We start from the raw sequence: 22,364 nt of genomic DNA, 5'->3' as shown, positions 1-22,364 counted from the left end.
CCTGACGGGCGAGCGACCCACCCCCGCCCGAAGGCCGCCGGCGGACCACCGCCGCCACGGTGCGCACGCCGCGGGTCGAGGGGGGTCGAGGTCGCGGCCGGCGCCGAGCCCGCGTGGCGCCGCGGTCGACGCTCCCCCGCCCGTCGCGTCGTTCGCCTGCTCGTCGCCGCCACGGGGTAGGCCGCGGGTCGTCGCGCCCAGGATCCGGCGCGAGCGCCCCGGCGGGCGCTGCGGTGGGCCGGGTAGGATTCGAACCTACGAAGGCGATGCCGGCAGATTTACAGTCTGCTCCCGTTGTCCGCTTGGGTACCGACCCTGGCCACCACACGATACCGGATTCCTTGTGTTCGGCGGGAGGGCGCCGAGCCGGCGCGCGCTAGCTTTCTCTCGTGCCGAGCTTCGACGTGACCTCGGAGGTGGACCTCCAGGAGGTCCGCAACGCCGTCGACCAGGCGGCGCGCGAGGTGGCGACGCGCTTCGACTTCAAGGGGACCGGCTCGTCGATCTCGCTCGCCGGACACGAGATCGAGCTGCACGCGCCGACCGAGGACCGGCTCAGGGCTCTCGTCCAGCTCCTCGAGGAGAAGCTCGTCCGCCGGCACGTCTCGCTGAAGGCCCTCTCCTACGGCAAGGTCGAGGAGGCGGCGAAGGGGACCGTGCGCCAGCACGTCCGCCTCCAGGCCGGCATCGACGCCGAGCGGGCGAAGGCGATCGGCCGGATCGTGCGAGAGCTCGGCCTCAAGGGCCTGACCGCCCAGACCCAGGGCGGCCAGGTGCGCGTCAGCGGGAAGCGACGCGACGACCTCCAGGCGGCGATCACCAGGCTGAAGGCCGAGGACCTCGGCATCCCGCTCCAGTTCGGCAACCTGCGGGACTGAGGGTCGCGCCCGGGCGCGCTCAGCGGATGAGGAGCGTCGCCTGGTGCGCGAAGGCGATGAGGGGCTGGGGCCAGACGCCGAAGAGGAGCGTCACGACGACGCAGCAGGCGATCCCCGTCGCCGCCCACGGCGAGACCTCCACCTCCGCCGCGCGCGCGCCGGAGGCGACGGGCGCCGCGGGCGCGAGCAGCGCGACGCCGGCCGGGCTCGGATCGGCGTCGGCCGCGCCGACCGGCGAGGGCACGGCGGTCGCGGCGAACATCAAGAAGACGAGGCGCAGGTAGAAGAAGGCGGTGATCGCGGCCGAGACGACTGCGATCACCGCGAGCGCGTAGCTGTGCGCGGCGACGGCGGCCAGCACGACGTAGAACTTCGAGAAGAAGCCCGTCGTGAAGGGCACCCCGGCCTGCGCGAGGAGCAGGAGGGCGAAGGCCGCGGCGAGGACGGGCCTCGTGCGCGCGAGCCCCCGGTAGCGCGCGACGTCGTGCGCCTCGTCGCCCGGGCCGCCGACGACGACGACGACGGCGAAGCTGCCGAGGACGAGCAGGCTGTAGGCGAACAGGTAGAAGAGCGCCGCCGCCACCCCCCGGTCGCTCGCCGCCTGCAGCCCGAGGAGGATGAAGCCGGCGTGGTTGATCGAGGAGTAGGCGAGCAGCCGCTTCACGTCCTGCTGCACGAGGACGAGGAGGGCGCCGAGCCCCATCGTGAGGACGGCGAGCACCCACACCACCGGCTGCCAGGAGGACCGCAGCGTCGGGAACGAGGACACGAAGACCCGCAGCGCGGCGGCGAAGGCTCCCACCTTGGCGATCGAGGCCATGAACCCGACGGCCGCCGAGGGCGAGCCCTGGTAGACGTCGGGGGTCCACATGTGGAAGGGGACCGCGGCCACCTTGAAGCCGAAGCCGACGAGGAGGAGGGCGAGGCCGCCGAGGAGCACGCCGTCGTTCGTCACGACGTTGCGGGCGAGGAAGGCGGCGATCTCGGCGAGCTGGGTCGAACCGGTCGCCCCGTAGGTGAGGGCGATGCCGTAGACGAAGATCGCCGAGGAGAAGGCGCCGAGGATGAAGTACTTGAGCGCGGCCTCGCTCGAGGCCGCGCGTCGCCGGTCGAGGCCTGCCAGCACGTACAGCGGGATCGAGAGGACCTCGAGCCCGAGGAAGATGAGGATGAGGTCGTTCGCCGCCGCCATGAACATCGCCCCCGCGCAGGAGATGAGCGCCAGCGCGTAGTACTCGCAGCCGGCGATCGCCTCCCGCCGCAGGAAGCCGGCGGCGAGGATGGCCGCGAGCAGCACGATCGTCGAGACGAGCACGAGGGCGAACGACGAGAAGCCGTCGACGACGATGGACTGGGCGACGGTCGTGAACGGACCGTGACGCGAGACGTCGTGCACGAGGACGAGCGACGCGATGAGCGCAGCCCCGCCGAAGCCGACCGTCGCGCTCGCGTACGCCTCGGTCGGGATCTGGCGCCAGCTGAGCGCGGAGGCGGTGACGAGCACGAGGGCGCCGCCGAGGAGAATGAGCTCAGGGAGGATCGCCGTGTAGTCGATCCTCGGCAGGGCGAGGGCCGCGGCCAGAAGGACGCTCACCTGGCTGCCTCCTTGCGTGACCCGCCCGTCGCGACCGGCGTTCGCGCGGTGGCCGGCGCGGCGGCCTGGACGTGGGCGACGACACGGCTCACCGACGGGGTGATCCGGTCGAGGACCGGCTTGGGGTAGACGCCGAGGAAGACGATCGCGCCGAGCAGGGGCAGGAGGACGAGACCCTCGCGCCAGGTGAGCTCCCGAAAGCGCGCCGGCGCCGCGCCGGGCGCCTCGACGACAGCCGGGCGCGGGCCGTGGAAGACCTGCTGGTAGGCCCACAGGAGGTAGACGGCGGCGACGACGACGCCGACGACGGCCGCCACGGCGTAGTAGCGGTGCACCTGGAAGACCCCGAGGAGGATGAGGAACTCGCTGACGAAGCCGTTCAGGCCGGGGACGCCGATCGCCGCGAGCGCGCTGAGGAGGAAGACGCCCGCGAAGGCCGGTGCGACCTTCTGGACGCCGCCGCCGAGGCTGCGCATCGAGAAGGTGCCGGCCCGCCGGAAGATCATCCCGACGCACAGGAAGAGGGCGGCCGTGTACACGCCGTGGTTGAGCATCTCGAGCACCGCGCCCGAGACCGAGGTGCCGGTCAGCGCGAACAGGCCGAGCACGATGAAGCCGAGGTGCGCGATCGAGGAGTAGGCGACGAGGCGCTTCAGGTCGCGCTGCGCCGCGGCGACGACGCCGCCGTAGAGGATCCCGACCACGCCGAGCACGAGGAGCACCGGCGCCACCACTCGCGAGGCGTGCGGGAAGAGCCCGAGGTCGAAGCGGACCATCCCGTAGGCGCCGAGCTTCGCCATCACCGCCGCGAGCAGCACCGTCGCCGAGACCGGGGCCTCCCGGTAGGCGTCGGGCTGCCAGGTGTGGAAGGGCACGACCGGTGCCTTCACGGCGAAGGCGGCGGTGAAGGCGAGGAACAGCAGGACGCCCGCCGCGCCCGACAGGTGCGTCGACGCGAGCGCGAGCGAGTCGAACGTCGTCACGCCGGTCTGGTGCTCGTGCACGACGACGAGGGCGACGATGCCCACGAGCATGAGCAGCGAGGCGCCGAAGGTGTAGAGGAAGAACTTCGTCGCCGCGTACGCCCGCCGCTCGTGCCCCCAGCCGGCGATGAGGAAGTAGACGGGGACGAGCGTCGTCTCGAAGAACAGGTAGAAGAAGAGCAGGTCGAGCGAGAGGAAGCTGCCGAGGCAGCCCGCCTCGAGCACGAGGAGCCAGAAGGCGAAGGCCTTCGGCTCCTCTCGCTCGGCCGCGCCGAGGAGCACGAGCGGGAAGAGGGCCGCCGTGAGCACGACGAGGAAGAGCGAGATGCCGTCGATCCCGAGGTTCCAGGAGATCCCGAGCGCGGGGACCCACTCGTGGAAGGTGGCGAGCTGGTAGCCGGCGACGCCGACCTTGAACTCGGCGAGCACCGCCGCCGCGACGCCGAGCACGCCGAGCGATCCGGCGAGCGCGACGGCCCGGATCGCGGCGCGCGCCGACCTCGGCAGCGCGAGGACGACGAGCGCGGCGCCCGCCGGCACGAGGACGAGCGCCGTGAGGTAGGGGAAGGCGGCCGTGGCCGGCATCGTCAACCGCCCGCCCGCACGAGGAGGTAGGCGACGAGGACGACGACGCCGCCGAGGAGGCCGAGGGCGTAGGAGCGGACGTAGCCGTTCTGCACCCGCCGCAGGCGCTGCCCGCCCGCACGCACGAGGCGGGCGAGCCCGTTCACGGCGCCGTCGACGACGGAGCGGTCGACCGAGCTGGCCACCTCGGCGAGCACCGTGCCCGGCCGGGCGATGAAGCGGTCGAGCGCCCAGTCGAGGAACCACGCCATGTAGAGGGCGCGCGGCTCGAGGGCAGGTCGCTCGCTCGCGCTGCGCCAGGCCGCGGCGGCGAGGAGGACGCCGGCCAGCGCGAGGACGCCGTCGGCGACGGCGAAGGCCCACAGCTCGGGGACGCTCCAGTGGTGGACGAGGAGCGTGCGCCGCACGACGGGGTCGAGCCACCGCTCGAGGAGGACGAAGTCGGGGTGGAAGGGGAGGTTGATGAACCCGGCGAGCGCCGAGCACGCGGCGAGCACGACGATGGGGGCCGACATCACCCAGTCGGGGTCGTGCGGCTGGACCTGCGCGAGCGCCGCGCCGTGCTCGCGTCCCCAGCGGCGCACGCCGAGGAACACGAGGAAGTACTCGCGCCCCATGTAGTAGGCGGTGAGCACGGCCGTGACGGCCCCGATCGCCCACAGCGCCGGGCTCACCGCCCAGGCGTTGAGGAGCACCTCCCCCTTCGACCAGAACCCCGACAGCGGGGGCACGCCGGCGATCGCCAGCCAGCCGACGAGGAAGGTGACGGCCGTGAGCGGCATCAGCCTCCCGAGCGCGCCCATCAGCCGCAGGTCCTGCTCCTCGTCCATGGCGTGGATCACCGCCCCGGCGCCGAGGAAGAGGAGCGCCTTGTAGAAGGCGTGCGTCAGCATGAGGAAGATCGCCGCGACGTAGGCCCCGGACCCGGCGGCGAGGAACATGTAGCCGAGCTGCGAGACCGTCGAGTAGGCGAGCACCTTCTTGATGTCGGTCTGCGAGGTCGCCGCCATGGCGGCCACGAACGCGGTGACGGCGCCGAGCCAGGCGATCACGTGCGCCGCGTCGGGCGCGAGGTGCAGCACCGGGTTGATCCGGCACATGAGGTAGACGCCAGCGGTGACCATCGTCGCCGCGTGGATGAGCGCCGAGACCGGCGTCGGGCCCTCCATGGCGTCGGCGAGCCAGGGGAACAGCGGGATCTGGGCGGACTTGCCCACCGCCCCCAGGAAGAGCAGGAGGCCGACGGCGACGAGATCCCCGCTCGACAGGCGCGAGAGGCGAGAGAAGACCACCGTGTAGTCGAGGCTGCCGGTGCGCTCGAAGATGAGGAAGAGGGCGAGGAGGAAGCCGGCGTCGCCGACCCGGTTGTAGATCATGGCCTTCTTCCCGGCGCTCGCCGCGCTCGGTCGCTCGAACCAGAAGGCGATGAGCAGGTACGAGCAGACCCCGACGCCCTCCCAGCCGAAGAAGGTGACGAGGAGGTTGCTCGACAGGACGAGCATGAGCATGCAGAGGACGAAGAGGTTCATGTAGCAGAAGAACTGCTCGAAACGCTCGTCGTGGCGCATGTAGCCGACCGAGTAGAGGTGGATGAGCGCGCTCACCCCGGTGACGAAGGCGGCCATCGTGAGCGACAGCGGGTCGAGGAGCAGTCCCACGCCGACGTGCAGGCGCTCGACGGAGAACCACGGGAAGAGGTGCTCGGTGACCTGCCGGTGGGCCGGCGCGCGCTCGAAGAGCGCCGCGAAGACGACCGCCGTGACGACGAAGGACGCCGCGACGAACGCCGTCGCGAGCCAGCCGGCGAGCGGGTTGCCGAGCCGGCGCCCGAACGCCACGAGCAGCGCGAAGCCGAGGAGCGGGAAGGCGGGGATGAGGAAGGCGGCGTGCAGCACGTTCGGTCCGATCAGCCCTTCAGGAGGTTGGCGTCGTCAGCGGTCGCCCCGGTGCGGCGGCGGAAGAGGGCGACGATGATGCCGAGGCCCACGACAACCTCCGCCGCCGCGACGACGAGGACGAAGAACACCGCGACCTGGCCGGCGACGTCGTTCAGCTCGCGGGCGAAGGTCACGAAGGTGAGGTTGGCGGCGTTCAGCATGAGCTCGATGCACATGAACATGACGAGCACGTTCCGCCGCACGAGGAGGCCGACGGCGCCGATCGTGAAGAGGGCGGCGGCGAGCACGAGGTACCACGAGGCGGCGACGCTCATCGCGAGGCGACCTCCTCGCGCTCGCCCTCGTCGTCCTCGGGCTCGCGAGCGCGCGCGCCGATCTCCTCGAGGGGGCGCCGGCCCGGCCGGCGGGCCAGCACGACAGCGCCGATGACCGCGACGACCAGGAGCGCGGAGGTCACCTCGAAGGGGACGAGGTACGTCGTGAAGAGCGCGCGCCCGAGCTTGGCGACGTTGGAGCCCGGCCCCGTGAGCGGCGCGCTCACGCTGCGCGCGCCGGTCGTCCAGTGCCCCGTGCCGAGGAGGAGGACCTCGGCGAGCACCGCGGCGGCGACGAGGAGCGAGACGCCGCGCTGGACGCGCAGCCGCTCGCTGAAGATCCGCTCCCGCTCGTCGACGCCGAGGAGCATGATCACGAAGAGGAAGAGGACGACGATCGCCCCGGCGTAGACGATGACCTGGACCGCCGCGAGGAACTGGGCGTTCTCCTCGAGGAAGAGCACGGCGACGCCGAAGAGCGTCATGACGAGCAGCAGCGCCGCGTGCACGGGGTTGCGCGCGAGGACCACCCCGAGGGCGCCGGCGAGCGAGATCGCCGCGGCGACGGCGAAGGTCACGGCGTCCGGGTAGGTCGCGGCGAGCAGGTGCGCCCCGCCCATCAGCGCACCTTCCCGCCGAGTCGCACCGGGATCTTGCGCGCCGCGACCTCGCGGATCGAGATGTTGCCCGTCGCGGCGTCGTCACGCCGGCCGCTCTGGCCGCCCTCCGGTGGCCGCACGCCGTAGCCGAGCTCGCCGGACCACTGCACCGTCCCCTCGTAGGCGGCCGCGCCCGACGGCGCGGTCGCCCGCATCCAGCCGGAGGTGTGCGCGTCCTCGCCCTCCCGCCAGTCCTCCCAGGGCAGCCGCTTCGGCCGCCCGTCGTCGTCGACGAGGAGCTCGGCACGGGTGTAGATGGCGTCCGCCCGGCTCGTGAAGGAGAACTCGAAGAGCTTCGACTCGGTGATCGCCTCCGTGGGGCAGGCCTCGACGCACATGTCGCAGTGGATGCAGCGCAGGTAGTTGATCTCGTAGACGAACCCGAAGCGCTCGCCCGGGGACACGGGCGCGTCCTCGGGGTTGTCCGCGCCCCGCACGTAGATGCAGTCGGCCGGGCACACCGCCGCGCACAGCTCGCAGCCGATGCACTTCTCCATCCCGTCCTCGTAGCGGTTGAGGACGTGGCGCCCGTGCAGCCGGGGTGGCTTCGGGCGCTTCGCCTTGGGGTACTCGGTCGTGACGCGCGGCGAGACCACCTGCTTCAAGGTCTGCTTGAAGCCGCCGAAGAACCGGAGGTCGTCGAGGAGACCCACGGCTAGCCCCTCCCCTCGCCGCCGTCGACGAGCGGTCGAAGGCCCACGGTGCGCAGCTCCGCCGCGGCGAGGGCCTCCCGACGACGGCGCGCGACGCGCAGCGCCTGGGCGAGGAGCAGCCCCGCCACGAGGCACGCCCCGATGAGCCCGAGGCCCCACGACGCCGACTCGATGACGCCCGCGACGATGAGGAGCCACGCGAGCGACAGCGGGATGAGCTGCTTCCACCCGAGCTCCATCAGCTGGTCGTAGCGCATCCGCGGGAGCGAGGCCCGGATCCAGACCTGGACGTAGCAGAAGACGGTCGTCTTGCCGACGAACCACAAGATGGGCCACAGCCAGCGCACGACGTGGAACCCGGGACCGTCGGGTCCGCCGAAGAACAGCGTGACGACGATCGCCGACATCGTCACCGTGTTCATGAACTCGGCGAGGAAGAAGAGGGCGAAGCGGATCGAGGAGTACTCGGTGTGGAAGCCGCCGCCGAGCTCGGACTCGCCCTCCGCGAGGTCGAACGGCGGGCGGTTGAGCTCGGCGGTCGAGGCGACGAAGAAGATCGCGAAGGGAACGACGCCGAGGCGCAGGACGTTCCACATCCAGAAGTGCGGCGCCTGGCTGTCGACGATGGCTCGCGTCGAGAGGCTGTGCGCCTCGAGGATCACCATCACGACGGTGAGCCCCATCGCGGCCTCGTAGGAGATCATCTGGGCGGAGGCGCGCACCGAGCCGAGCAGCGGGTACTTCGAGCCCGAGGACCACCCGGCGAGCATCGTCCCGTAGACGGCGACCGACGAGAGGGCGAGGAGGAGGAGGATGCCGATCGGCGGGTCCGCCACCTGGAGCTCGACGACGTGGTGGGCGATGGTGACGACCCCCCCGACAGGGACGATCGTGAAGACGAGGAAGGCGGGCAGCAGCGCGAGGTAGGGCGCGAGCCGGAACACGACGCGGTCCGCCCGCTCGGGGAGGAGGTCCTCCTTGAAGAAGAGCTTCGTCCCGTCCGCGAGCGTCTGGAGGATGCCGAAGGGACCGGCGCGGTTCGGCCCGATGCGGTTCTGCATGTCCGAGATCGCCTTGCGCTCGAACCAGATCATGAGCAGGACGGAGACGAGCAGGGCGGCGAACGCGACGACGACCTTCACGAGCGCGATGACGAAGGCCCCGAGGTCCACGCCGTGGAGGAAGAGCGGGTCGCCCACTACGCGCGCTCCAGCCGGACGTCGGTGGCGAGCGCCGTGGCGTCCACGAGCTCACCGGGGTCGGGGCCCACGGCGTTGGCGCTGAGCGCGACGACGCCGCTCGGCACGCCCTCGTCGGGCCGCGCCGGGACGACGAGCTCGCCGCGCGCCGAGCGCAGCCGCACGGCGCCGCCGGGCGCGACGCCGAGGCGCTCGAGGTCCGCCGGGTTGGCGCGCAGGACCTGCTCGGGCGCGAGCTGCGCGAGCGAGCGGCTCGCGCCGACGAGGGTGCCGCGGTCGTAGAGGGTGCGGGTGACGACGAGACGGTGCGAGGAGTCATCCAGGCGCGCCGGCGCGGGCGGGGTCGGCGGCGCCTCGGCGCGCAGCGTCGAGGGCGCCGTGCGGCCGATCCCGGCCGACCGCCCGAGCGGCTCCCCCCCGGGCGGGACCGCCGCGCCGGCCGACAGCGGCGCTCCCTGCTCCGGCACCGACACGATGCCCGGCGTCGCCATCGCGTCGATCGGCCGCGGCGAGCGCCCGATCGCGACCGGGACCGACGAGAGCGGGACGACGACGCCGTCTCGCCACTCGGGGCGTCCGAGGAGGTCCGGCCGCAGGCCTCGGTGCGTCGGAACGAGGGAGGCGATCTCCTCGCCGATCGACTCGACGTTCTCGAAGCCGAGGTCAGCCCCGAGGAGGCGGGCGAGCTCCGCGGCGACCGACCAGGCCGGCCAGGCGACGCCGGGTGGGAGGACCTTCTGGGCGAGGCGGGTGACCCGGCCCTCGCAGCTCGTCGTCGTGCCGGTGCGCTCGTTGTCCCCGGCGAGCGGCAGCACGACCGCGGCCGCCCGATTCGAGGCGTCGTGGTGCGTCCCGAGCGAGACGACGAACCTCGCGCGCGAGAGCGCCTCGCGCGCGAGCGAGCGGTCCGGGAAGTCGGCGAGCGGGTCGGCCCCGAGCAGGACGAGGACCGAGAGCTCCCCGGCGGCCACAGCCTGGAGGAGCGCCGTGGCGTCCCGGCCCTCGGCCGCCGGGAGGGCCCCCCACGCCGCCTCGTAGTAGTCGCGGCCGTCCCCGAGCGCGACGCGCCCGGGGAGCACGCCCGGCGCGAGGCCCATGTCGAGCGCGCCCTGGACGTTCGCCCGGCGCAGACCCGAGAAGAAGCGCGCCGCGGGCAGGGCGTCGCGCAGGATCGAGGCGGCCGCCCCGAGCGTCTCGCCCGACTCCGCGAGCGACGCGCGCCCGACGACGACGACCACGCCCGCGCCGGCCGCCTCGCCCGCGGGGGCCTCGAGGAGGCGGCGGGCCGCGGCGAGCGACGCGGGGTCGACGCCCGGCACCTCTGTCGCGCGCCCGGCGAGGGCGCTCGCGAGACGAGCAGCCTCGCCGGGGCGGTAGGGGAGGCGCACCGAGGCGTGCGCGGCGAGCGAGCTCGGGAGGGTGCCGCACTCGACGAGCGACACCGCGCCGGACAGCACCGCCGCGCGCAGCCGCAGGTAGAGGACCGGGAGCTCCTCGCGCAGGTCCCCCGACAGCAGCACGACGGCGCGCGCGCGCAGGAGGTCCTCGATCGTCGCGCGCGGCAGGCCGAGCAGGTGGACGGCGGGCACCCCGTCGCCGAGCTGGGCGTCGACCGAGTCGGTGCGCAGCACGGACTTGACGAGCTTGGCCCACGCGTACGCGTCCTCGTTCGTGAGCCGGGCGCCGCCGAGGACGCCGATGCGCGGGTCATCGGTGCCGGCGCCGGCTGCCCGCAGCTCGTCCGCCACGAGGCGCAGGGCGCGAGCCCAGCTCGCTGGGCGCTGCTCGCCGGCCTCGGCGACGAGCGGCTCGACGAGGCGGGAGGGGGCGTGGGTCGCCTCGAAGCCGAAGCGGCCCTTGTCGCACAGCCAGCTGTGGTTGATCGGGTCCGAGTCGACGCCGAGGTAGCGCACGAGCGCGCCGGCCGACGACTGGGCGGCGACCCGGCAGCCGAGCGCGCAGGTCGTGCAGGTCGTCTCGACCTGCTCGAGGTCCCAGGGGCGGGCCTTGAAGCGGTACGAGGTGGTCGTGAGCGCGCCGACCGGGCAGATCTGCGCGGTGTTGCCCGAGAAGTAGGAGCTGAACGGGCGCTCCGGGAAGACCGCGACCTCGATCCGGTCGCCACGGGAGAAGTAGTCGATGAGCGCCTCGCCGGCGACCTCCTCGGCGAAGCGGATGCAGCGGGCGCACTGGATGCAGCGCTCGCGGTCGAGCAGGATGAGCGGGCTGATGGCGATCGGCTTCGCCCAGTGGCGCTTCTCCTCGATGAAGCGGCTCTCGCCCGGCCCGTGCGAGAGGTCCTGGTCCTGCAGCGGGCACTCCCCGCCCTTGTCGCACACCGGGCAGTCGAGCGGGTGGTTGATGAGGAGGTACTCGAGCACCCCCTCCTGCGCCTTGCGGGCCTTCGGCGACGAGGTCAGCACCTCCTGGCCGTCGGCGACGCGCACGAAGCACGCGGGCTGCAGGGAGAAGCCGCGCGGGCCGGAGATCTCGACGAGGCACATCCGGCACATGCCCACCGGCCGCATCCGGGGGTGGTAGCAGAAGCGCGGGATGAAGACGCCGGCGCGCTCGGCGGCCTCGATGACGAGCTCGCCAGGGTGCGCGGTCACGGCGCGGCCGTCGATCGTCAGGCTCACGCGCGCCGAGGCGACCGTCTCGCTCACCGCCGGCCTCCCAGCGGGCAGCGGCCCTCCTTCACGTGCAGCAGGATCTCGTCGCGGAACATGCGGATCGCCGAGGCGATCGACGAGGGGATCGAGGGGCCGAGCACGCAGATCGTCGTCATCTGGGGAGGCCAGGTCAGGCCAGGAGCGATGTTGTCGCAGACGTCGAGCAGCAAGTCGACGTCCTCCTCCCGACCGTCGCCGCGCTCGAGGCGCCAGAGGATCTTCTCGAGCCAGCCGCTGCCCTCTCGGCACGGCGTGCACTGGCCGCAGGACTCCCGCCAGAAGAAGCGGGTGATGCGCCACGCGGCGCGCAGCGCACAGGTCGTGTCGTCCATCACGACGACCGAGCCGGAGCCGAGCATCGAGCCGGCCTTGCCCACCGCCTCCTGGTCGAGTCCGAGGTCGAGGTGCTCGGGGCCGAACCACGGGGCCGAGACCCCCCCGGGGATGAAGGCCTTGAGCTCGCGCCCCGGTGCGAGCCCCCCGCCGAGGGAGGGGTCGAAGATGAGGTCGCGGAAGGTCGTCTTCGACATCTCGAGCTCGTACCAGCCGGGCCGAAGCACCTGACCGGAGAGGGCGAACAGGCGCGTCCCCGTCGACGAGCCGTGGCCGAGCGCGGCGAAGGCCTCCCCCCCGTGCAGCACGATCCACGGAAGGTTGGAGACGGTCTCGACGTTGTTCACGACGGTCGGCTCGCCGTACAGGCCGATCGCTGCCGGGAAGTACGGCGGCTTGATGCGGGGGAAGCCTCGCTTGCCCTCGAGGCTCTCGAGGAGGGCCGTCTCCTCCCCGCAGATGTAGGCGCCGGCACCCGGGTGCACGACGAGGTCGAGCGAGAAGCCCGACCCGAAGATGTCGGCGCCGAGGGCGCCGTGCTCGTACGCCTCGTTGCACGCCTGGGTGAGCCGCTCGAGGCCGAGCGCGAACTCCCCGCGGCAGAAGACGAACGCCTGGGCGGCACCGACCGCGAAGGCGGCGATGATCGCGCCCTCGATCACCTGGTGCGGGTCGCGCTCGATGAGGAGGTGGTCCTTGAACGTGGCCGGCTCGCTCTCGTCCCCGTTCACGACGAGGTAGGTGGTCGCCGCCGGCCGCAGCATCGACCACTTCCGCCCGGCAGGGAAGCCGGCGCCGCCGCGCCCGAGCAGGCTCGCCCGGTCGACCTCGGCGCGCACGGCCTCGGGCCCGAGCTCGAGGGCGCGCCGCAGGCCCGCGTAGCCGCCCGTCGCGAGGTAGCGCTCCAGGGTGTGGCTGTCCTCGTAGGAGAGCCGGGCGGTGACGATCGGCTCGGGCGTGCGGATCACGGGCGCGCCCCCCCGTCGCGGCGCGCCTCGGCCGCCGGTAGGCCGACGGTCCGCTCGACGCGGCACAGCACCCCGTGCGGTGGTACGACGTCGGCGAGGGCCCCGCGCCGCAGGTCCTCGACGAGCGAGTCGAAGCCCGACGGATCGAGCGGCCCGAAGAAGCGGTGGTTCACCTGCACGCACGGGGCGATGTCGCACGCCGCGACGCACTCGGCGTCCTCGAGGGTGAACTCCCCGTCCGGCGTCGTCTGCCCGACGCCGATCCCGAGGCGCGCCTCGGCGTGCTCGAGCAGCTCGTAGGCGCCGCGCAGCATGCAGGCGATGTTCGTGCACACGGCGATGACGTGGCGACCGACCGGCTCGAGGTGGAGCATCTCGTAGAAGCTCGCCGTGCCCCGCACCTCCGCCGGGGTGATCCCGAGGATCTCCGCGATGTCCTCCATCGCCTCGGCGCTCAGGTAGCCGTCCTGCGCCTGGGCGAGGTGGCACAGCGGGATGAGGGCGGAGCGACGCCTCGGGTAGAGCGAGACGACCTCGAGGGCGCGCCGACGCGTCTCGGCGCTGAGGCGCGCCATCAGCGGTCGACCTCGCCGATCACCGGGTCCACCGACGACAAGATGGCGATGGCGTCCGCCACGAGGCCCTGGCGCAGGAGGGCGGGCACGCTCTGGAGGTTGACGAAGCTCGGCGCGCGGATGTGCATCCGGTAGGGCTTGTTCGAGCCGTCGGCGACGAGGTAGCAGCCGAGCTCGCCGCGGGGCGACTCGACGGCGACGTAGGTCTCCCCGGCCGGCACCTCGATGCCGCGCGTGAAGAGCTTGAAGTGGTGGATGAGCGCCTCCATCGACTCGTCGATGCGGGCGCGAGGCGGCGGGGTCACCTTCTTGTCCTGGAGGCGGTAGTCGCCGGCCGGCATCTTCTCGAGGATCTGGCGAACGATGCGGACCGACTCGCGGATCTCCTGGAGCCGCACCGCGTAGCGGTCGAAGGTGTCCCCGACGGTACCGACGATGACGTCGAAGTCGACCTCGTCGTAGGCGAGGTAGGGCTGGGCGCGCCGCAGGTCGAGCGGCACGCCGGCGGCCCGCAGGATCGGTCCGGTGGCCGAGAGCGCAATCGCCAGCTCGGGCCGCATGATCCCGACCCCCTCGGTGCGCTCACGGAAGATCGGCTGGTTCGTGATGAGCTCGTCGTAGTCGTCGACGCGCAGCTCGATCGTGTCGACGACGGCGGCGACGTCGTCCTCCCAGCCGTCGGGCAGGTCGGCGGCCACCCCCCCGGGGCGGATGTAGTTGTGGTTCATCCGCAGCCCGGTGACCTTCTCGAAGAAGGACAGGACGAGGTCGCGCTCGCGAAAGCCGAAGATCATCATCGTCGTCGAGGCGAGGTCCATGCCGTTCGTCGCCGCCCACATGCAGTGCGAGGCGATGCGGTTGAGCTCGCACATGAGCATCCGGATCCACGTCGCGCGCGGCGGGACCTCCACGTCGAGGAGGCGCTCGACGGCGAGGGCGTAGACGAGCTCGTTGAACAGCGGCGAGAGGTAGTCCATGCGCGTGACGTTCGTCCCGCCGGAGATGTAGGGCAGCTCCTCGCCGGTCTTCTCCATCCCGGTGTGGAGGTAGCCGATGATCGGCTTCGAGCGGACCACCGTCTCGCCCTCGAGCTCGAGCATCATCCGCAGCACGCCGTGGGTCGAGGGGTGCTGCGGGCCCAGGTTGAGGATCATGGTCTCGCCCTCGCCGAAGCGCACGTCTGCCTCGTCGGGGTCGAGCGCCGCGTCCTCGGGGAGCCGCAGCACGGCACCCTCCTCGATGAGCAGCTCGATCGGGCTCGTCGCCTCGCGGGGGCGTAGCTCCTGGGGACCCTCCAGCGTCTCGTGCTCGAGGCGGGCCTCCTCGGCCTCGTCGGGCACGACGGTGCGCGCGCCGGGGGCGTCCGGGTGGAGGACGCGGCGAACGGTCATCGCGGCCCCGGGGCCTCCTTGAACTGCACCGGGACGCGGCCGACGCTGTAGTCCTTGCGGAGCGGATGGCCCTCCCAGTCCTGGGGCATGAGGATGCGGGTCATGTCCGGGTGGTCGGTGAACACGATCCCGAACAGGTCGTAGGCCTCCCGCTCCATGTTCTCGCTGCCCGGGTAGACGTAGAAGAGGGTCGGGCAGCGGGCGTCGTCCTCGGGCACCTGCACGCGCAGGCGGACGCGCTGGAACGGATCGAGGGCGAGGAGGTTGACGACCACCTCGAAGCGCTCCGGCACCACCTCGGCGGGGAGCGGCCGGTCCGGGTGGCGCAGGTAGTCGACGGCGCAGAGGTCCGCGCACATCGCGAAGCCGGCGTCGCGCAGCGCCTCGGCGAGCGCCACGTAGCGCTCCCGGCTCGGGAAGAGCACGTCCTGGTCGTGCGAGCGGACGGCGGGCACGCCCGCGCACGCCGGCAGCTCGGCCAGCGACCGCAGCGGTGCGCCCGGTGCCGCGGCGGCGCTCACCGCGGGGTCCCGACGTGCACCGGGACCGAGAGCGGCTGCACCCAGCCGGGGACCTCGACCGGCTCGGTGGGTGCGCCTGCCCCCTTGCGCCGACGGGCGAGCTCTCCCGTGCGCACCTTCTCGTGGAGCGTGAGGATGGCGTGCATGAGCGTCTGCGGGCTCGGGGGGCAGCCCGGCGCGTAGACGTCCACGGGGACGATCTCGTCGACGCCCTGGACGATGGCGTAGTTGTTGAACATCCCCCCGGTCGACGCGCACACGCCCATGGAGATGACCCACTTCGGCTCGACCATCTGGTCGTAGACCTGGCGGAGCACCGGGGCCATCTTCTGCGAGACGCGCCCCGCCACGATCATGAGGTCGGCCTGGCGCGGCGACGGCCGGAAGACCTCCATGCCGAAGCGGGCGAGGTCGTACTCGGCGGTGCCCGCTGCCATCATCTCGATGGCGCAGCACGCGAGGCCGAAGGTGGCCGGCCACATGCTCATGCGCCGGGCCCACTTGACGAGCTCCTCGAGCCGCCCGACGAGGAAGTTGTGGGTCAGCGACTCGAGCCCCTGCCAGGACGCCACGCCGACCTCCTAGGCCGCTTCCCCCGGCGCCGAGGCGGCGCGACGGATCGTCGTGCGCGTCGTGCGGCCCGAGGGGGCCACCGGGCGGACGCGCTTGATCGGGCCCCAGTCGATGGCGCCGTCCGCGACGAGGTAGAGGAACGAGAAGAAGACCGCGGCCGCGAAGACGATGATCTCGACGAGGCCGAAGCGGCCGAGCTGACGGTACACGACGGCCCAGGGGAACAGGAAGACAATTTCGATGTCGAAGATGATGAAGATCATCGCGACGAGGTAGAAGCGCACCGGGAAGCGCCGGGGCGGCTCGTAGGTGGGGACGATCCCGCACTCGTAGGGGGCGTCCTTCGCCGCCGTCGGCCGGCGCGGGGCGAGCAGCCGGGAGGCGGCGAGGGAGAGCCCGGCGAAGAGCACGCCGAGCACGAGGAGCATGAAGATCGGCAGGTAGCTGTCGAGGCTTCCCATGGCTTCGGCCCGTTCTACCACGGCTCGCCGGAGGCGGTCACATTGGGCGCGAGCGCCCTGTCCGGCGCGCCGGGACGGCCGAGGGCCTCCCCGGCCGGTACGCTCGGGCCGTGCCCGCACCCTCCGACGGCGCGCCGCCCGCCGGGCGCGCCCGCAGCGATCGCCGCCACGACGTGCTCGTCGTCGGCGCGGGGCCGAGCGGGGCGGCCGCCGCCTACTGGCTCGCCACCGCCGGCCTCGACGTGCTCGTCGTCGACAAGAAGCGCTTCCCGCGCGACAAGACCTGCGGCGACGGCCTCACCCCACGGTCGGTCCGTCAGCTGCACGACATGGGCCTCGGCGACGAGCTCGCCGGGTTCCACCGCTTCGTCGGGCTGCGGGCGCACGCCTTCGCCAGGGAGCTCGCCCTCGCCTGGCCGCGCCGGCGAGGACTGCCCGACCATGGCCTCGTCGTCACGCGGCGCGACCTCGACGCCCTCGTCGCCGGGCACGCGGAGAAGGCAGGGGCCACGCTCTGGCAGGGCGCGGAGGCCGTCGCGCCGCTCGGTGCGGGTGCAGGCCGAGGCGGGCCGGCCGAGGGCGCCGTCGTCGTCGAGCGCGAGCGCGGCACCACGACGGAGGTGCGCGCCCGCTTCGTCGTCGTCGCCGACGGCGCCAACTCGCGCTTCGGGCGCGCGCTCGGGACGCAGCGGGACCGCTCGCTGCCGCTCGGGCTGGCGCTTCGCGGCTACTACGCCTCGCCTCGCTCGGCTGAGCCCTACCTCGAGTCGCACCTCGACGTGCGCGACGAGGCGGGGAACGTGGTCCCCGGCTACGGGTGGATCTTCCCGCTCGGCGACGGACGGGTGAACGTCGGCGTCGGCCTGCTGTCGACGTTCGACCGCTGGCGCTCCGTGAACACCTCGAGGCTCTTCGACGCCTTCGTCGCGTTCGCGCCCACCTCGTGGTGCCTCTCGTCCGAGACGCGCCTCGGGCCGCCGACGGGTGGACGGCTGCCGACCGGCCTGTCGGTCGGCCCGCGCGTCGGCCCGGACTGGCTCCTCGTCGGCGACGCCGGGGGCGCGATCAACCCCTTCAACGGGGAGGGCATCGCCTACGCGTACGAGACCGGGCGGCTCGCGGCGACGACGATCTCGGAGGCGGCGGCGGGCGGCGGCCAGGGCGCCCTCGCCGCCTACGCGGCACGCCTCGAGGAGGAGTACGGCCTCTACTACAAGGTCGCGTCCGCCTGCATGCGCGCCATGGGCCGGCCCGACCTCATGCGCCGCCTCGTGGCGACGGGCATGCACTCCGCCTCGGTGATGGGCTGGGTGCTGCGCATCATGTCGAACATGCTGCGCGACGACGAGACCGGGCCGGCCGAGCTCGCCTACCGGGCCCTCGTGCGCCTGGCGACGCGCCGCGACCGCTCGGCCGCCGCGACCGCCCTGGCGGAGGCCGCGGCGGCCTCGAGCGTGCGGGCGAGCTCCGCCTCGCCGTGGGCGAGCGAGCAGAAGAGCACCTCGTAGGGGCTCGGCGGCAGCGCGACGCCGCGCGCGAGCATCTCGGCGAAGAAGGCCGCGTAGCGCTCGTGCGCAGCGGCGCGAGCGCCCTCGTAGTCGCGCACCGGCGCGTCGGCGAAGAAGACCCCCGCGAGCGTGCCGACCTGGGGCACCTGCGCTGCGAGGTCGGCCTCGGCGAAGGCCTCGGCGAGCCCGGCAACGAGGGCGCCGACGCGACGCTCGAGGAGCTCGAAGGCGTCGTCGCCGAGCACTCCGAGCACCGCGAGGCCCGCGGCGGTGGCGAGCGGGTTCCCCGACAGCGTCCCCGCCTGGTAGACCTCGCCCGAAGGGGCGAGCACCTCCATCACCGCGGCCCGTCCGCCCAGCGCGGCGAGCGGCAGGCCGCCGCCGATCACCTTGCCGAGGCACACGAGGTCCGGCGTGACGTGGTAGCGGCCCGCGGCGCCGGCCCGCCCCAGCCGGAAGCCGGTGATCACCTCGTCGAAGACGAGGAGCGCGCCCACCTCGTCGCACGCCCGGCGCAGGCCCTCGAGGAAGCCGGGCACGGGTGCGACGAGGCCCATGTTCGCCGCCACCGGCTCGACGATCACGCAGGCGACGCGCTCGTCGAGCTCGGGGACGACGTTGAAGGGCACGACGAGCGTGTCCGCGACCGCTCGAGCCGGAACGCCCGCCGAGCCCGCGAGCCCGAGCGTGGCCACGCCGCTTCCTCCCGCGGCGAGGAGCGCGTCGGCGTGGCCGTGGTAGCAGCCGGCGAACTTCACGATGCGGTCGCGCCCGGTGAAGCCCCGGGCGACGCGCACCGCCGTCATCGCCGCCTCCGTCCCGGACGACACGAGCCGGACCATCTCGCAGCCGGGCACGGCCTCGACGAGCGTCTCGGCGAGACGGACCTCGCCTTCGGTCGGCGCGCCGAAGGTGGTGCCCCGCTCGGCCGCGGCGGCCACCGCGCGCACCACCTCGGGGTGGGCGTGGCCGAGGATGGAGGCGCCCCAGGACTGCACGTAGTCGACGTAGCGCCTCCCGTCGACGTCGGTGACGTAGGCACCCGAGGCCGACGCCACGAAGAACGGCTCGCCCCCGACCGCACGGAATGCCCGGACCGGCGAGTTCACCCCGCCGGGGATGACCGCGCGTGCCCGCTCGAAGAGCGCTGCCGACGACGCGAGCCGCTGGCTCACCGCGAGCCGAGCGCCTCGGCCACCTCGGCGGCGAGGTACGTGCACACGAGGTCGGCGCCGGCACGTCGCATCGCGTACAGCGCCTCGAGGGCGACCGCGCGCCGGTCGAGCCAGCCCCGCTCGGCGGCGGCGGCGAGCATCGCGTACTCGCCGGAGACGTGGTAGGTGACGACGGGAACGTCCACCGCGGCGCGCACGTCCGAGACCACGTCGAGGTAGAAGAGCGCCGGCTTGACCATGACCAGGTCGGCCCCCTCGGCCAGGTCGAGCCGCACCTCGGCGAGCGCCTCGCGCCGGTTCGCGGGGTCCTGCTGGTAGCCGCGCCGGTCGCCGCCGCCTGCGATCGTCACGTCGACGGCATCCCGGAAGGGCCCGTAGAGGGCCGACGCGTACTTCGCCGCGTAGGCGAGGATCGCCGTCTCGGCGTGGCCGGCGGCGTCGAGGGCGGTCCGGATGGCCGAGACCTGGCCGTCCATCATCCCGCTCGGCGCGACGACGTCGGCGCCGGCTCGAGCCTGGGCGACGGCGATCTCCGCGTAGCGCTCGAGGGTGGCGTCGTTGTCCACCGTGCCGTCGGCGCGGACGAGGCCGCAGTGGCCGTGGTCGGTGTACTCGTCGAGGCAGCAGTCCGCGATGCACACGAGCGCGTCGCCCACCTCGGCGCGCAGCTCCGCCAGCGCGACCTGGACGATCCCGTCGGGGGCCGACGCCTGCGAGCCGGTGGCGTCCTTGCGCTCGGGCACGCCGAAGAGCAGGATCGCCGGCACGCCGAGGGACACGAGGCGCTTCGCCTCGGCTCGCAGCGACGCCACCGTGTGCTGCACGACGCCGGGCATCGACGCCACCGGCACCGGCTCGTCGATGCCCTCCCGGACGAACAGCGGCGCGACGAGGTCGTCGACGGACAGCCTCGTCTCGGCGACCATGCGCCGCAGCGCCGGCGTGCGGCGCAGCCGGCGCATCCTCCTCGCCGGGTAGCCGCCGACGCGAAGCGGCTCGGGCATCGGCACGAGACTACCGCGGGCCCGGCGCCCCCGCCCCCGGGCCCGCGCCCACGGGGCGAGGCCGGCCGCGTGCGTACGAGGCGAGGGCGGCGACGATCCCCTCGGCGTCGTGACGGGTCGCCTCGCACTCCACTGCCACCCCCGCGGCCTTCGCCGCGCGGGTCGTCTCGGGTCCGATCGACACGGCGACCGGCGGCAGCAGCTCGCGCCCGGCCAGCGCGAGGAAGCCGCGCACCGTCGACGGCGAGGAGAAGACGACGGCGTGCGCGCCCTCGAGCGCGCGCAGCGCCTCCTCCGCGGCGGCGGGCGGGACGCTGCGGTAGGCCTCGACGGCCTCGACCTCGTAGCCGAGCGCAGCGAGCCCCTCGACAAGGGCGTCGCGGGCGGCGGCGGCGCGGGGCACGAGCACCGGCGGCCGCCGCCCTTCCGGCGCCGGCGGGAACGCCTCGACGAGCCCCTCGGCGACGGCGCGCGTCGCGACGAGGTCGGCGCGCACCCCCCGCTCGGCGAGCGCGCGCGCCGTCGCGGGGCCGACCGCGGCGACCCGGGCAGCGCCGAGGTCGCGCGCGTCGCGCAGGTGGGCGAAGAGCGCCTCGACGGCGTTCGCCGACGCGAAGACGACCCACTCGAAGGACCCGGCTCGGCGCGCCGCGGCCTCGAGCGCGCCCGGGTCGCTCGGCGGTGCCACCTCGATCGTCGGGAAGGCGATCGGGCGCGCGCCCGCCTCGGCGAGCTGCTCGAGGAGGCGCCCCGCCTGGCGCGCCGGGCGGGTCACGACGACGCTCCAGCCGAACAGCGGGCGGGCCTCGATGGACGCGAGGTGCAGCCCGGCCACCCGGCCGACCACGATGGTCGCCGGGCTCTCGACCGGCGCGCCGCCGAGGCCTGCGAGGGTCGTGCGCAGGCTCGTCTGCTCGGGCGTCGTCCCCGCCGTGACGGCGAGCACCGGGGTGTCCTCCGGCCAGCCCGCGGCGAGGAGGTGCTCGGCGACCTCGGCGCGACGGGCCGCGCCCATGAGCACGACGAGGGTCGCCTGGCTCGACGGCGGCGGCCAGGACGCCAGCGCCCCCGGGTCGTGGCCGGTCACGACGGCGATCGTGGAGGACACCCCGCGCATCGTGAGGGGGACGCCGGCCGCCGCCGGCACGGCGGCGATCGACGGCACGCCGGGGACGACCTCGTAGTCGACGCCGGCGGCCTCGAGGGCGAGCGCCTCCTCCCCGCCGCGCCCGAAGACGTAGGGGTCCCCTCCCTTCAGCCGGACGACCGTCTCGCGAGCCCCGCGGCGCACGAGGAGGTCGTTGATCGCGCCCTGGTCCGGGGCACCGCCGCCGACCGGCTTGCCGACGTCGACGAGCTCGGCCCCCGGTCGCGCCAGCGCGAGGACCGCCGGGTCGACGAGGCGGTCGTGCACGACGACGTCCGCCGCCTGGAGGAGGCGCTCGGCGCGGCGCGTGAGCAGCCCCGGATCGCCGGGGCCGGCTCCGACGAGGTAGACGGTCACGGCCGATCCCCGACGAGCGCCCTCCCTCCGGCGGCCTCGAGCAGCTCGGCGGCAAGGGCCCGGCCGAGCGCCGTCGGGTCGTCGCCTTCGAGCGCGCGACGGACCACGACGTGGCCGTCGGCGCTCGCGAGGACCCCCTCGAGCCGCAGGCCGCCAGCGCCGATCTCGGTCGCGAGCCCGCCGATCGGCGCGTCGCAGCCGCCCCCGAGGCCGGCGAGCAGCGCCCGCTCCGCGAGCAGCGCTCGGTGCGAGCCCGGGTGGTCGATCGCCGCCAGCGCCTCGCGGGTCGCACCGTCGTCCTCCCGGCAGCGCACGGCCAGCGCCCCCTGGCCGACCTGGGGCAGGACGGCGGTCGTCGGGAGCACCTCGGCCGCCTCGGCCTCCAGGCCGAGGCGGCAGAGCGCCGCGAGCGCGACGACGACCGCGCCGGCTGCGGGCACCTTCGACAGCCTCGTGTGCACGTTCCCGCGCAGCTCGACGAAGCCGAGGTCCGGGCGCAGCCAGGCGAGCTGGGCGCGCCGGCGGGGCGCGCCGGTGGCGACGAGTGCACCCGGCGCCAGCTCGTCGAGGCGACGGCCGACGAGGGCGTCCTGCACGGCGGAGCGCTCGGGCACCGCCGCGATGCACAGCCCGTCCTCGGCGCTGCTCGCCGGCAGGTCCTTCGCCGAGTGCACCGCCGCGTCGGCACGCCCCGACAGCACCGCCAGGTCGACCTCCGCGCTGAACACGCCGCGGCCGGCCAGCGAGGAGATGGGGACCCCGGCGAGACGGTCGCCGAGCGTCTCGAGCGGCACGAGGTCGACGGCGATCCTGCTCGACGCCTCGAGCTGCGCCGCGACGAGCTCCGCCTGGCGCATGGCGAGCGGGCTGCGCCGCGTCGCCAGCCGCAGGCGCGCCGCGCTCATCGCGCGCGTCG

The 22,364-nt window shown here is 73.8% G+C and carries 19 protein-coding genes, 1 tRNA gene and 1 pseudogene; 2 read left to right on the top strand and 19 right to left on the bottom strand.

The window, feature by feature from the left end; genetic code table 11:
• Positions 1-234: 234 nt before the first annotated feature.
• Positions 235-316 (bottom strand) — tRNA-Tyr (locus VKV23_00400).
• A gap of 73 nt (positions 317-389) precedes the next feature.
• Here VKV23_00400 and VKV23_00395 point away from each other — a divergent pair.
• Entirely contained in the window at positions 390-878 is a 489-nt protein-coding gene (locus VKV23_00395; GenBank protein HLI14500.1) for a YajQ family cyclic di-GMP-binding protein, read from the top strand.
• 19 nt (positions 879-897) lie between these two features.
• On the opposite strand, the gene VKV23_00390 is transcribed toward VKV23_00395, so the two are convergent.
• Genes VKV23_00390 through ndhC form a run of 14 tightly spaced genes read right to left on the bottom strand, consistent with a single transcriptional unit; the run spans position 898 to position 16,257 of the window.
• Positions 898-2,472: an NADH-quinone oxidoreductase subunit N gene (locus VKV23_00390; GenBank protein HLI14499.1), complete on the bottom strand. Its 1,575-nt coding sequence runs from the start codon at positions 2,470-2,472 to the stop codon at positions 898-900.
• Positions 2,469-4,040 (bottom strand): NADH-quinone oxidoreductase subunit M, encoded by a 1,572-nt coding sequence (locus tag VKV23_00385; GenBank protein HLI14498.1) that lies wholly within the window; start codon positions 4,038-4,040, stop codon positions 2,469-2,471. The genes VKV23_00390 and VKV23_00385 overlap by 4 nt, the downstream gene beginning before the upstream one ends.
• A 2-nt stretch (positions 4,041-4,042) precedes the next feature.
• Positions 4,043-5,935, bottom strand: coding sequence for an NADH-quinone oxidoreductase subunit L (gene nuoL, locus VKV23_00380; GenBank protein HLI14497.1), 1,893 nt, complete (start codon positions 5,933-5,935; stop codon positions 4,043-4,045).
• A gap of 11 nt (positions 5,936-5,946) precedes the next feature.
• Positions 5,947-6,252, bottom strand: a complete 306-nt coding sequence (nuoK, locus tag VKV23_00375; GenBank protein ID HLI14496.1) for an NADH-quinone oxidoreductase subunit NuoK — start codon at positions 6,250-6,252, stop codon at positions 5,947-5,949.
• Positions 6,249-6,872, bottom strand: a complete 624-nt coding sequence (locus VKV23_00370) for an NADH-quinone oxidoreductase subunit J (protein ID HLI14495.1) — start codon at positions 6,870-6,872, stop codon at positions 6,249-6,251. The genes nuoK and VKV23_00370 overlap by 4 nt, the downstream gene beginning before the upstream one ends.
• Entirely contained in the window at positions 6,872-7,564 is a 693-nt protein-coding gene (nuoI, locus tag VKV23_00365) for an NADH-quinone oxidoreductase subunit NuoI (protein HLI14494.1), read from the bottom strand. Before nuoI ends, VKV23_00370 begins: the two co-directional genes overlap by 1 nt.
• 2 nt (positions 7,565-7,566) lie before the next feature.
• Positions 7,567-8,763, bottom strand: coding sequence for an NADH-quinone oxidoreductase subunit NuoH (gene nuoH, locus VKV23_00360; GenBank protein HLI14493.1), 1,197 nt, complete (start codon positions 8,761-8,763; stop codon positions 7,567-7,569).
• A complete protein-coding gene (gene nuoG / locus VKV23_00355) occupies positions 8,763-11,402 on the bottom strand; it encodes an NADH-quinone oxidoreductase subunit NuoG (protein ID HLI14492.1) in 2,640 nt (879 codons plus the stop codon). Before nuoG ends, nuoH begins: the two co-directional genes overlap by 1 nt.
• Before the next feature lie 23 nt (positions 11,403-11,425).
• Entirely contained in the window at positions 11,426-12,736 is a 1,311-nt protein-coding gene (gene nuoF / locus VKV23_00350) for an NADH-quinone oxidoreductase subunit NuoF (GenBank protein ID HLI14491.1), read from the bottom strand.
• Positions 12,733-13,311, bottom strand: a complete 579-nt coding sequence (locus VKV23_00345) for an NAD(P)H-dependent oxidoreductase subunit E (GenBank protein HLI14490.1) — start codon at positions 13,309-13,311, stop codon at positions 12,733-12,735. Before VKV23_00345 ends, nuoF begins: the two co-directional genes overlap by 4 nt.
• A complete protein-coding gene (locus VKV23_00340; GenBank protein ID HLI14489.1) occupies positions 13,311-14,702 on the bottom strand; it encodes an NADH-quinone oxidoreductase subunit D in 1,392 nt (463 codons plus the stop codon). The genes VKV23_00345 and VKV23_00340 overlap by 1 nt, the downstream gene beginning before the upstream one ends.
• Entirely contained in the window at positions 14,699-15,223 is a 525-nt protein-coding gene (locus VKV23_00335; GenBank protein HLI14488.1) for an NADH-quinone oxidoreductase subunit C, read from the bottom strand. The genes VKV23_00340 and VKV23_00335 overlap by 4 nt, the downstream gene beginning before the upstream one ends.
• Positions 15,220-15,795 carry an NADH-quinone oxidoreductase subunit B family protein gene (locus VKV23_00330; protein HLI14487.1) on the bottom strand — a complete coding sequence of 192 codons (576 nt, stop codon included), beginning with the start codon at positions 15,793-15,795 and terminating at the stop codon, positions 15,220-15,222. The genes VKV23_00335 and VKV23_00330 overlap by 4 nt, the downstream gene beginning before the upstream one ends.
• 9 nt (positions 15,796-15,804) lie before the next feature.
• Positions 15,805-16,257 (bottom strand): NADH-quinone oxidoreductase subunit A, encoded by a 453-nt coding sequence (ndhC, locus tag VKV23_00325; protein ID HLI14486.1) that lies wholly within the window; start codon positions 16,255-16,257, stop codon positions 15,805-15,807.
• Positions 16,258-16,367: 110 nt separating this feature from the next.
• Between ndhC and VKV23_00320 the strand changes: the two are divergent.
• Positions 16,368-17,378: pseudogene (locus VKV23_00320) on the top strand (geranylgeranyl reductase family protein).
• 248 nt (positions 17,379-17,626) lie between these two features.
• Here VKV23_00320 and hemL read toward each other — a convergent pair.
• From hemL to hemC, 4 genes are read right to left on the bottom strand one after another with little or no spacing between them, the layout of a single operon-like run.
• Positions 17,627-18,940, bottom strand: a complete 1,314-nt coding sequence (hemL, locus tag VKV23_00315) for a glutamate-1-semialdehyde 2,1-aminomutase (protein ID HLI14485.1) — start codon at positions 18,938-18,940, stop codon at positions 17,627-17,629.
• A complete protein-coding gene (gene hemB, locus VKV23_00310; GenBank protein HLI14484.1) occupies positions 18,937-19,944 on the bottom strand; it encodes a porphobilinogen synthase in 1,008 nt (335 codons plus the stop codon). Before hemB ends, hemL begins: the two co-directional genes overlap by 4 nt.
• Before the next feature lie 10 nt (positions 19,945-19,954).
• Positions 19,955-21,448, bottom strand: coding sequence for a uroporphyrinogen-III C-methyltransferase (cobA, locus tag VKV23_00305; GenBank protein HLI14483.1), 1,494 nt, complete (start codon positions 21,446-21,448; stop codon positions 19,955-19,957).
• Complete coding sequence (gene hemC / locus VKV23_00300; protein HLI14482.1) at positions 21,445-22,353, bottom strand: hydroxymethylbilane synthase; 909 nt, start codon at positions 22,351-22,353, stop codon at positions 21,445-21,447. The genes cobA and hemC overlap by 4 nt, the downstream gene beginning before the upstream one ends.
• Positions 22,354-22,364 lie beyond the last annotated feature (11 nt).

This window comes from Acidimicrobiales bacterium (assembly GCA_035294085.1).
In the GTDB taxonomy this organism is placed as follows: domain Bacteria; phylum Actinomycetota; class Acidimicrobiia; order Acidimicrobiales; family Bog-793; genus DATGLP01.
The sequence above is the reverse complement of the archived record's forward strand: the minus strand, read 5'-3'. Positions and strand labels throughout refer to the sequence as shown.

Coding starts and splice junctions, on each gene's coding strand:
- VKV23_00340 (HLI14489.1), bottom strand. CDS start 14,702: ATGACCGTTCGCCGCGTCCTCCACCCGGACGCCCCCGGCGCGCGCACC.
- nuoK (HLI14496.1), bottom strand. CDS start 6,252: ATGAGCGTCGCCGCCTCGTGGTACCTCGTGCTCGCCGCCGCCCTCTTC.
- hemC (HLI14482.1), bottom strand. CDS start 22,353: ATGAGCGCGGCGCGCCTGCGGCTGGCGACGCGGCGCAGCCCGCTCGCC.
- VKV23_00385 (HLI14498.1), bottom strand. CDS start 4,040: ATGCCGGCCACGGCCGCCTTCCCCTACCTCACGGCGCTCGTCCTCGTG.
- hemB (HLI14484.1), bottom strand. CDS start 19,944: ATGCCCGAGCCGCTTCGCGTCGGCGGCTACCCGGCGAGGAGGATGCGC.
- VKV23_00370 (HLI14495.1), bottom strand. CDS start 6,872: ATGGGCGGGGCGCACCTGCTCGCCGCGACCTACCCGGACGCCGTGACC.
- VKV23_00345 (HLI14490.1), bottom strand. CDS start 13,311: ATGGCGCGCCTCAGCGCCGAGACGCGTCGGCGCGCCCTCGAGGTCGTC.
- ndhC (HLI14486.1), bottom strand. CDS start 16,257: ATGGGAAGCCTCGACAGCTACCTGCCGATCTTCATGCTCCTCGTGCTC.